The organism is Sphingomonas sp. CCH9-F2 (genome assembly GCF_001556735.1).
Classification (GTDB): Bacteria; Pseudomonadota; Alphaproteobacteria; order Sphingomonadales; family Sphingomonadaceae; genus Sphingomonas; species Sphingomonas ginsenosidimutans.
On the sequence record NZ_LSJO01000397.1, the window covers coordinates 1 to 9,710 of the forward strand.

Sequence of the window (9,710 nt, forward strand, 5' to 3'; positions counted from 1 at the left end):
GTGCCGCCCCGCCCCCGGCCATACCGGCCCGGCGCAGCAGCTGGCGACGATCGAGAACCTGCGGCATCTGTAATTTCCCGAAAAACGCGCCCGCAATCGCCGGCAGCGACGCGCATGTAGAATGACGGGAAGATGACGGCCAGAGGCGTCGCATCACGCCGGATGAGAGGTACTTACCCGAACGCCAAACCGTTCGCCCCTCTCACGAACGGTCGAAGGCGATCGACCGACCCGCCATCACGCCAGATAATCGGCCGTCGTCTTGGCGCGCACTTCGTCCGCGGTGACCCCCGGCGCCAGTTCGATCAGGCGGAACGGCGACTGGTGATCCGGCCGCTGGAACACCGCCAGGTCGGTGACGATCATGTCCACCACGTTGCGCCCGGTCAGCGGCAGCGTGCATTCGGGGATGAACTTCGGGCTGCCGTCCTTGGCGCTATGTTCCATAACGACGATGATCTTCTTGACCCCCGCGACCAGGTCCATCGCGCCGCCCATGCCCTTGATCATCTTGCCGGGGATCATCCAGTTGGCGATGTCGCCGTTCTGCGCCACTTCCATCGCGCCCAGCACGGTCAGGTCGATGTGGCCGCCGCGGATCATCGCGAAGCTCTGCTCCGATCCGAAATAGGCGCTTTGCGGTAGTTCGCTGATCGTCTGCTTGCCCGCATTGATCAGGTCGGCATCCACCTCGTCGTCATAGGGGAACGGGCCGATGCCCAGCATCCCGTTCTCCGACTGCAGCGTGACCGTCATCCCCTCGGGAATGTTGTTCGCCACCAGCGTCGGGATGCCGATGCCCAGGTTTACGTAATAGCCGTCGCGCAGTTCCTTCGCCGCGCGTGCCGCCATGCCGTTGCGATCCCAGCCCATCACTTCGCTCCTCCGGCGGGAACGCCATCGTCCCAACGCCTGTCCTTCGGAAATGTCTCGTCCCACCCGGTGCCCAGCCCGGTGCCATAGACGGGATTGGGCAGCACGAACCAGCCCGCCCCCCATTTCGCCCTGATCGCATCGACACTGGCCAGCGCGCGGCGTCCCAGCGCGGGCGCCGGGCCGGGCGGGTTGAACAGGTCGGCGAAATCGCCCAGCTGGTCCCCCGCCATCGCCAGCACGCAGTAACGCGCCGCGATCGCCTGCCGCCGCCCGTCCTTGCCCGATGCGCCGTCGACATCGCCCTTCAGGAACAGCGTCTCGCCGTGCGTGAAGTCGCCCAGTCCGGCGTTCTTCAGCGCGCGGGCGGTATCGGCGGCGTGGGCGGCGGAGCGGTTGGTGTTGATGACCATCGTCACGCCCAGCGCACGCAGCCCGCGGAACGCGGCGACCGCACCGGGCAGCGGCGACACCTTGTCCGCGCCGCCTTGTTCCCAGCGATCCCACCGCTTCGGATCGTACCCCTGCCCGGTGCGCGCGTCGTGATATTCGTAGCCCAGGTTCAGGACGACCGTCTCGTCCATGTCCAGCACCACCGCGGGCGGCAGGGTCCCGCAGGGCAGCATGTCCACCATCCCGGCGGTCGCGCCGGGCGCCAGCACCGCCGATCGCGGCCAGCGCGGCATCGTTCCCGCCGCGCGCTGGCTGGGCAGGCGGCCGCGCGCATCGCGCGCCTTGTCCAGCACGCCGCGCACGTAAGCGACCATGCCGTTATACGCCTGCTCCGACAGCGCCGCCGCCTCGGCCGATCCGTACAGATACGCCATGCCCGGCGGCACCAGATCGCCCGGCTTCTGCGCCTGTGTCAGCATGGTCACCGATGGCGGCTGCGGATCGGCGGGCGGCAGGGCGCGCGTCGCGCATCCTGCTAGCAGCGCCGCGACACCGATCAGACCAGCGGCCGCCCGCATCACGCCGCCTCGGGCCGCGGGCGCGTCATGCGGAATTCGATCTTCTTGTCGTACGGCGCGCCGACGATCATCCGCTTCACGTAGATGCCGGGCAGATGGATGTGATCGGGGTCCAGGCTACCGACCGGGACCACCTCCTCCACCTCCGCGACGCAGATCTTGCCCGCGGTCGCCATCGGCTGGTTGAAGTTGCGTGCGGTCTTGCGGAAGATCAGGTTCCCGCTCTCGTCCGCCTTCCAGCCCTTGATGATCGACAGATCGGCGCGGATGCCGCGCTCCAGGATATATTCCTCCCCGTCGAAGGTCTTCACTTCCTTACCCTCGGCCACCAGCGTGCCGACGCCGGTCTTGGTGTAGAAGCCCGGGATGCCCGCGCCGCCCGCGCGGCACCGCTCCGCCAGCGTGCCCTGCGGGCAGAATTCCACCTCCAGCTCGCCCGCCAGATACTGGCGTTCGAACTCCTTGTTCTCGCCGACGTAGCTGGAGATCATCTTCTTCACCTGCCGCGTGCGCAGCAGCTTGCCCAGCCCCTCGCCGTCGATCCCGGCGTTGTTGCTGGCGATCGTCAGGCCCGTGGTGCCCGCCGCCTGGATCGCGTCGATCAGCCGTTCCGGGATGCCGCACAGCCCAAACCCGCCGGCGCAGATCGTCATCCCGTCGAACAGCAGGCCGTCGAGCGCCGCCGCGGCATCCGGATAGAGCTTCTTCACGCGCCTCACCCTCCCTAACTGCGGGGCACGACTAGCCGCGCGCCGCGCCCGCCGCAAGCGAAGCTGAACCGACTTTCAACTTCGTCAGAAGTGCCCCGGCGCGATCTCCAGCGCGGCGCACAGTGCGTCCAGCGCCTGCCTTTCTCCCGTCACCTTGATCGCGATCATCCCCAGTCCGGCGGCGGGTTTGCAGTTGATGCCCAGGTCGTCCAGGTACACGCATCGCTCCGGCGCAACGCCCAGCGTCTGGCACATCATCGTGTAGATGCGCGGGTCCGGCTTGCGGATGCCGACCTTGCTTGATTCGATCACATGGTCGAACCGCTCCAGCACCGCCGCCACCGCCGCGGCCTTCTCGATCGTCCGCGCCATTCCCGCCCCCTCGCCCGCAGGAACGTTGTTGGTGATGCAGCCGATCCGGTATCCCTCGCGCTTCAGCCAGTCGAGCGCATGGACCATGCCCGGGCGGATATCCCCCGCCAGCAGCGCCAGCACATCCTCCCCACGCAATTCGTGCCCCAGCGCGCGCGCCTCCTCGGCAAAGGCGCTGTCGAAGCCCGCCGCGTCGATCTCCGCCCGCTCGAACCTGGCCCAGGCATTGTCGTCCGGATTGGTCGCGTTGATCCGCCGCACCAGATCGTGCGGCAACCCGCGTTCGCGCTCCATGCGGTTGAACGCCTCGAACGGGGACGACGTGATGACGCCGCCGAAATCGAAGATCACGGTATCGCGCATTGAAACTCCTTGAGGATCGGTTTGCCCGGCAGGGTCAGTATCGCAGGGTGAGGCCCGGCCGCGCCCAGCGCGTCTTCACCAGTTTCCCGCTGCCGGACAGCGTGATGTACGCATCGCGCATGTCGTCCCCGCCGAAACAGATATTGGTGGTGAAGATGTCGGGTGTGGCGACGAACTCGACCAGCTCTCCGTCGGGCGAGATGACGCTGATCCCGCTTTCCCCGATCGTCGCGACGCAGATGTTGCCGCCCGCCTCCATCCCCAGCGAATCGAAGAACTTGTAGCCCGCGGGGCGGTACAGCGGGATGCCCGGTCCGCCTGGACCGGCGTCGGGCGCGACCTTGCCCGGCGCCGTGACGTTGAACTTCATCAGCCGGCAGGTGTAGGTTTCCGCGGCGTACAGAACGCTGCCGTCCGGCGACAGACCGACGCCATTGGGGTTATTCGACGGGAACACCACTTCCTCGATGAAGCTGCCGTCCGCGTGCGCGTAGAAGATGCCGACGATGTCATGGCAGCGCGCGGCGTAATCGACCTTGCCGTGATCGGTGAACCAGAAACCGCCATGCGCATCGAACACGATATCGTTCGGGCCGCGCAGCGTGACGCCATGGTCGCCGCTCCTGTACAGCACCTCGACCGCGCCGGTTGCGGGGTCGATCCGCTCGATCCGTCCGCCCGAATAGTCCTTCGCGACGCCGTGCGGGGCCAGCATGTCGCCGCTCTGGGCCCAGTCGAACCCGCCGTTGTTGCAGCAATACAGCATTCCGTCCGGCCCCAGTGCGAGGCCATTGGGGCCGCCACCCGGCTCCGCAACGGTCTGTTTGCTGCCATCGGGCCGGATCCGGGTGAGTTTCCCAGACGCGATCTCCACCAGGATAATGCTGCCGTCCGGCATCACCACCGGCCCTTCCGGGAAGCGCAACCCGTCCGCCACCAGCTCGAAGTCGGCCATCACCCTCTCCTCACCTTGTTGTCTTTGCACCACGATCGACCAACCGCCGCCCCTTCGCAAGGCTTGTCGATGCGGCTACACCATGCCGCATGGAGAGCAAACGCACCGGCGGCCATGTTCTGGTCGACAATCTCGTCGCGCAAGGGTGCGACCGGATCTTCACCGTGCCGGGGGAAAGCTTCCTCGCGGTGCTCGATGCCCTGCACGATACGCCCGCGATCGACGTGGTGACGTGCCGCCAGGAAGGCGGCGTCGCCTTCATGGCCTGCGCCGACGGGACGTTGACGCACCGTCCCGGCATCGCCTTCGTCACGCGCGGACCGGGGGCGACCAACGCCGCGATCGGCGTGCATGTCGCGATGCAGGATTCGCAGCCGATGATCCTGTTCATCGGCGACGTCGACGGCGCCACCCGCGACCGCGAGGCGTTTCAGGAGATCGACTTTACCACGATGTTCGCGCCGATCGCCAAATGGGCGGCGCGGATCGACGATGCGCGGCGCATCCCGGAATATGTCGCCCGCGCCTATGCCACCGCAATGAACGGCCGCCCCGGCCCGGTGGTGCTCGCGCTGCCCGAGGATATGTTGCTGGACGAAGTGGCCGCGGTCGACCGCGGCCACTTCGTCCAGCAACATATCCTCGGGCAGCGCGAGCACCACCGGGCCGGGGCGGCCGTTCATTGCGGTGGCATAGGCGCGGGCGACATATTCCGGGATGCGCCGCGCATCGTCGATCCGCGCCGCCCATTTGGCGATCGGCGCGAACATCGTGGTAAAGTCGATCTCCTGAAACGCCTCGCGGTCGCGGGTGGCGCCGTCGACGTCGCCGATGAACAGGATCATCGGCTGCGAATCCTGCATCGCGACATGCACGCCGATCGCGGCGTTGGTCGCCCCCGGTCCGCGCGTGACGAAGGCGATGCCGGGACGGTGCGTCAACGTCCCGTCGGCGCAGGCCATGAAGGCGACGCCGCCTTCCTGGCGGCACGTCACCACGTCGATCGCGGGCGTATCGTGCAGGGCATCGAGCACCGCGAGGAAGCTTTCCCCCGGCACGGTGAAGATCCGGTCGCACCCTTGCGCGACGAGATTGTCGACCAGAACATGGCCGCCGGTGCGTTTGCTCTCCATGCGGCATGGTGTAGCCGCATCGACAAGCCTTGCGAAGGGGCGGCGGTTGGTCGATCGTGGTGCAAAGACAACAAGGTGAGGAGAGGGTGATGGCCGACTTCGAGCTGGTGGCGGACGGGTTGCGCTTCCCGGAAGGGCCGGTGGTGATGCCGGACGGCAGCATTATCCTGGTGGAGATCGCGTCTGGGAAACTCACCCGGATCCGGCCCGATGGCAGCAAACAGACCGTTGCGGAGCCGGGTGGCGGCCCCAATGGCCTCGCACTGGGGCCGGACGGAATGCTGTATTGCTGCAACAACGGCGGGTTCGACTGGGCCCAGAGCGGCGACATGCTGGCCCCGCACGGCGTCGCGAAGGACTATTCGGGCGGACGGATCGAGCGGATCGACCCCGCAACCGGCGCGGTCGAGGTGCTGTACAGGAGCGGCGACCATGGCGTCACGCTGCGCGGCCCGAACGATATCGTGTTCGATGCGCATGGCGGTTTCTGGTTCACCGATCACGGCAAGGTCGATTACGCCGCGCGCTGCCATGACATCGTCGGCATCTTCTACGCGCACGCGGACGGCAGCTTCATCGAGGAAGTGGTGTTCCCGTCGAATAACCCCAATGGCGTCGGTCTGTCGCCGGACGGCAGCGTTCTGTACGCCGCGGAAACCTACACCTGCCGGCTGATGAAGTTCAACGTCACGGCGCCGGGCAAGGTCGCGCCCGACGCCGGTCCAGGCGGACCGGGCATCCCGCTGTACCGCCCCGCGGGCTACAAGTTCTTCGATTCGCTGGGGATGGAGGCGGGCGGCAACATCTGCGTCGCGACGATCGGGGAAAGCGGGATCAGCGTCATCTCGCCCGACGGAGAGCTGGTCGAGTTCGTCGCCACACCCGACATCTTCACCACCAATATCTGTTTCGGCGGGGACGACATGCGCGATGCGTACATCACGCTGTCCGGCAGCGGGAAACTGGTGAAGACGCGCTGGGCGCGGCCGGGCCTCACCCTGCGATACTGACCCTGCCGGGCAAACCGATCCTCAAGGAGTTTCAATGCGCGATACCGTGATCTTCGATTTCGGCGGCGTCATCACGTCGTCCCCGTTCGAGGCGTTCAACCGCATGGAGCGCGAACGCGGGTTGCCGCACGATCTGGTGCGGCGGATCAACGCGACCAATCCGGACGACAATGCCTGGGCCAGGTTCGAGCGGGCGGAGATCGACGCGGCGGGCTTCGACAGCGCCTTTGCCGAGGAGGCGCGCGCGCTGGGGCACGAATTGCGTGGGGAGGATGTGCTGGCGCTGCTGGCGGGGGATATCCGCCCGGGCATGGTCCATGCGCTCGACTGGCTGAAGCGCGAGGGATACCGGATCGGCTGCATCACCAACAACGTTCCTGCGGGCGAGGGGGCGGGAATGGCGCGGACGATCGAGAAGGCCGCGGCGGTGGCGGCGGTGCTGGAGCGGTTCGACCATGTGATCGAATCAAGCAAGGTCGGCATCCGCAAGCCGGACCCGCGCATCTACACGATGATGTGCCAGACGCTGGGCGTTGCGCCGGAGCGATGCGTGTACCTGGACGACCTGGGCATCAACTGCAAACCCGCCGCCGGACTGGGGATGATCGCGATCAAGGTGACGGGAGAAAGGCAGGCGCTGGACGCACTGTGCGCCGCGCTGGAGATCGCGCCGGGGCACTTCTGACGAAGTTGAAAGTCGGTTCAGCTTCGCTTGCGGCGGGCGCGGCGCGCGGCTAGTCGTGCCCCGCAGTTAGGGAGGGTGAGGCGCGTGAAGAAGCTCTATCCGGATGCCGCGGCGGCGCTCGACGGCCTGCTGTTCGACGGGATGACGATCTGCGCCGGCGGGTTTGGGCTGTGCGGCATCCCGGAACGGCTGATCGACGCGATCCAGGCGGCGGGCACCACGGGCCTGACGATCGCCAGCAACAACGCCGGGATCGACGGCGAGGGGCTGGGCAAGCTGCTGCGCACGCGGCAGGTGAAGAAGATGATCTCCAGCTACGTCGGCGAGAACAAGGAGTTCGAACGCCAGTATCTGGCGGGCGAGCTGGAGGTGGAATTCTGCCCGCAGGGCACGCTGGCGGAGCGGTGCCGCGCGGGCGGCGCGGGCATCCCGGGCTTCTACACCAAGACCGGCGTCGGCACGCTGGTGGCCGAGGGTAAGGAAGTGAAGACCTTCGACGGGGAGGAATATATCCTGGAGCGCGGCATCCGCGCCGATCTGTCGATCATCAAGGGCTGGAAGGCGGACGAGAGCGGGAACCTGATCTTCCGCAAGACCGCACGCAACTTCAACCAGCCGATGGCGACCGCGGGCAAGATCTGCGTCGCGGAGGTGGAGGAGGTGGTCCCGGTCGGTAGCCTGGACCCCGATCACATCCATCTGCCCGGCATCTACGTGAAGCGGATGATCGTCGGCGCGCCGTACGACAAGAAGATCGAATTCCGCATGACGCGCCCGCGGCCCGAGGCGGCGTGATGCGGGCGGCCGCTGGTCTGATCGGTGTCGCGGCGCTGCTAGCAGGATGCGCGACGCGCGCCCTGCCGCCCGCCGATCCGCAGCCGCCATCGGTGACCATGCTGACACAGGCGCAGAAGCCGGGCGATCTGGTGCCGCCGGGCATGGCGTATCTGTACGGATCGGCCGAGGCGGCGGCGCTGTCGGAGCAGGCGTATAACGGCATGGTCGCTTACGTGCGCGGCGTGCTGGACAAGGCGCGCGATGCGCGCGGCCGCCTGCCCAGCCAGCGCGCGGCGGGAACGATGCCGCGCTGGCCGCGATCGGCGGTGCTGGCGCCCGGCGCGACCGCCGGGATGGTGGACATGCTGCCCTGCGGGACCCTGCCGCCCGCGGTGGTGCTGGACATGGACGAGACGGTCGTCCTGAACCTGGGCTACGAATATCACGACGCGCGCACCGGGCAGGGGTACGATCCGAAGCGGTGGGATCGCTGGGAACAAGGCGGCGCGGACAAGGTGTCGCCGCTGCCCGGTGCGGTCGCCGCGTTCCGCGGGCTGCGTGCGCTGGGCGTGACGATGGTCATCAACACCAACCGCTCCGCCGCCCACGCCGCCGATACCGCCCGCGCGCTGAAGAACGCCGGACTGGGCGACTTCACGCACGGCGAGACGCTGTTCCTGAAGGGCGATGTCGACGGCGCATCGGGCAAGGACGGGCGGCGGCAGGCGATCGCGGCGCGTTACTGCGTGCTGGCGATGGCGGGGGACCAGCTGGGCGATTTCGCCGACCTGTTCAACCCGCCCGGCCCGGCGCCCGCGCTGGGACGCCGCGCGCTGGCCAGTGTCGATGCGATCAGGGCGAAATGGGGGGCGGGCTGGTTCGTGCTGCCCAATCCCGTCTATGGCACCGGGCTGGGCACCGGGTGGGACGAGACATTTCCGAAGGACAGGCGTTGGGACGATGGCGTTCCCGCCGGAGGAGCGAAGTGATGGGCTGGGATCGCAACGGCATGGCGGCACGCGCGGCGAAGGAACTGCGCGACGGCTATTACGTAAACCTGGGCATCGGCATCCCGACGCTGGTGGCGAACAACATTCCCGAGGGGATGACGGTCACGCTGCAGTCGGAGAACGGGATGCTGGGCATCGGCCCGTTCCCCTATGACGACGAGGTGGATGCCGACCTGATCAATGCGGGCAAGCAGACGATCAGCGAACTACCGCAAAGCGCCTATTTCGGATCGGAGCAGAGCTTCGCGATGATCCGCGGCGGCCACATCGACCTGACCGTGCTGGGCGCGATGGAAGTGGCGCAGAACGGCGACATCGCCAACTGGATGATCCCCGGCAAGATGATCAAGGGCATGGGCGGCGCGATGGACCTGGTCGCGGGGGTCAAGAAGATCATCGTCGTTATGGAACATAGCGCCAAGGACGGCAGCCCGAAGTTCATCCCCGAATGCACGCTGCCGCTGACCGGGCGCAACGTGGTGGACATGATCGTCACCGACCTGGCGGTGTTCCAGCGGCCGGATCACCAGTCGCCGTTCCGCCTGATCGAACTGGCGCCGGGGGTCACCGCGGACGAAGTGCGCGCCAAGACGACGGCCGATTATCTGGCGTGATGGCGGGTCGGTCGATCGCCTTCGACCGTTCGTGAGAGGGGCGAACGGTTTGGCGTTCGGGTAAGTACCTCTCATCCGGCGTGATGCGACGCCTCTGGCCGTCATCTTCCCGTCATTCTACATGCGCGTCGCTGCCGGCGATTGCGGGCGCGTTTTTCGGGAAATTACAGATGCCGCAGGTTCTCGATCGTCGCCAGCTGCTGCGCCGGGCCGGTATGGCCGGGGGCGGGGCGGCAC

General features: G+C 67.3%; 10 protein-coding genes and 2 pseudogenes. 6 read left to right on the top strand and 6 right to left on the bottom strand.

The window, feature by feature from the left end:
* Positions 1-237: 237 nt before the first annotated feature.
* The 5 genes from AX685_RS11605 to AX685_RS11585 form a co-directional block, all read right to left on the bottom strand.
* Positions 238-873: a CoA transferase subunit B gene (locus AX685_RS11605; protein WP_066488818.1), complete on the bottom strand. Its 636-nt coding sequence runs from the start codon at positions 871-873 to the stop codon at positions 238-240.
* Complete coding sequence (locus AX685_RS11600) at positions 873-1,844, bottom strand: 5'-nucleotidase, lipoprotein e(P4) family (protein ID WP_066488820.1); 972 nt, start codon at positions 1,842-1,844, stop codon at positions 873-875. The genes AX685_RS11605 and AX685_RS11600 overlap by 1 nt, the downstream gene beginning before the upstream one ends.
* Positions 1,844-2,554, bottom strand: coding sequence for a CoA transferase subunit A (locus AX685_RS11595; RefSeq protein WP_066488822.1), 711 nt, complete (start codon positions 2,552-2,554; stop codon positions 1,844-1,846). Before AX685_RS11595 ends, AX685_RS11600 begins: the two co-directional genes overlap by 1 nt.
* Before the next feature lie 84 nt (positions 2,555-2,638).
* On the bottom strand, positions 2,639-3,289 hold the full coding sequence (locus AX685_RS11590) for an HAD-IA family hydrolase (protein WP_066488827.1): 651 nt from the start codon (positions 3,287-3,289) through the stop codon (positions 2,639-2,641).
* Positions 3,290-3,323: 34 nt separating this feature from the next.
* Positions 3,324-4,244, bottom strand: coding sequence for an SMP-30/gluconolactonase/LRE family protein (locus AX685_RS11585; protein ID WP_066488830.1), 921 nt, complete (start codon positions 4,242-4,244; stop codon positions 3,324-3,326).
* Positions 4,245-4,333: 89 nt separating this feature from the next.
* Here AX685_RS11585 and AX685_RS21035 point away from each other — a divergent pair.
* Positions 4,334-4,861: pseudogene (locus AX685_RS21035) on the top strand (thiamine pyrophosphate-binding protein); the annotation flags it as partial.
* Positions 4,862-5,074: 213 nt separating this feature from the next.
* On the opposite strand, the pseudogene AX685_RS23520 reads toward AX685_RS21035, so the two are convergent.
* Positions 5,075-5,377: pseudogene (locus AX685_RS23520) on the bottom strand (thiamine pyrophosphate-binding protein); the annotation flags it as partial.
* Between the two features lie 89 nt (positions 5,378-5,466).
* Here AX685_RS23520 and AX685_RS11575 point away from each other — a divergent pair.
* The 5 genes from AX685_RS11575 (at position 5,467) to AX685_RS11555 (ending at position 9,473) form a co-directional block, all read left to right on the top strand.
* The gene (locus AX685_RS11575; protein ID WP_066488830.1) at positions 5,467-6,387 is read left to right on the top strand and encodes an SMP-30/gluconolactonase/LRE family protein; all 921 of its coding nucleotides are present in this window, start codon (positions 5,467-5,469) and stop codon (positions 6,385-6,387) included.
* A 34-nt stretch (positions 6,388-6,421) separates the two neighbouring features.
* Positions 6,422-7,072, top strand: a complete 651-nt coding sequence (locus AX685_RS11570; RefSeq protein ID WP_066488827.1) for an HAD-IA family hydrolase — start codon at positions 6,422-6,424, stop codon at positions 7,070-7,072.
* Positions 7,073-7,156: 84 nt separating this feature from the next.
* Positions 7,157-7,867 carry a CoA transferase subunit A gene (locus AX685_RS11565; protein WP_066488822.1) on the top strand — a complete coding sequence of 237 codons (711 nt, stop codon included), beginning with the start codon at positions 7,157-7,159 and terminating at the stop codon, positions 7,865-7,867.
* Entirely contained in the window at positions 7,867-8,838 is a 972-nt protein-coding gene (locus tag AX685_RS11560; RefSeq protein ID WP_066488820.1) for a 5'-nucleotidase, lipoprotein e(P4) family, read from the top strand. Before AX685_RS11565 ends, AX685_RS11560 begins: the two co-directional genes overlap by 1 nt.
* Complete coding sequence (locus AX685_RS11555) at positions 8,838-9,473, top strand: CoA transferase subunit B (protein ID WP_066488818.1); 636 nt, start codon at positions 8,838-8,840, stop codon at positions 9,471-9,473. Before AX685_RS11560 ends, AX685_RS11555 begins: the two co-directional genes overlap by 1 nt.
* Positions 9,474-9,710 lie beyond the last annotated feature (237 nt).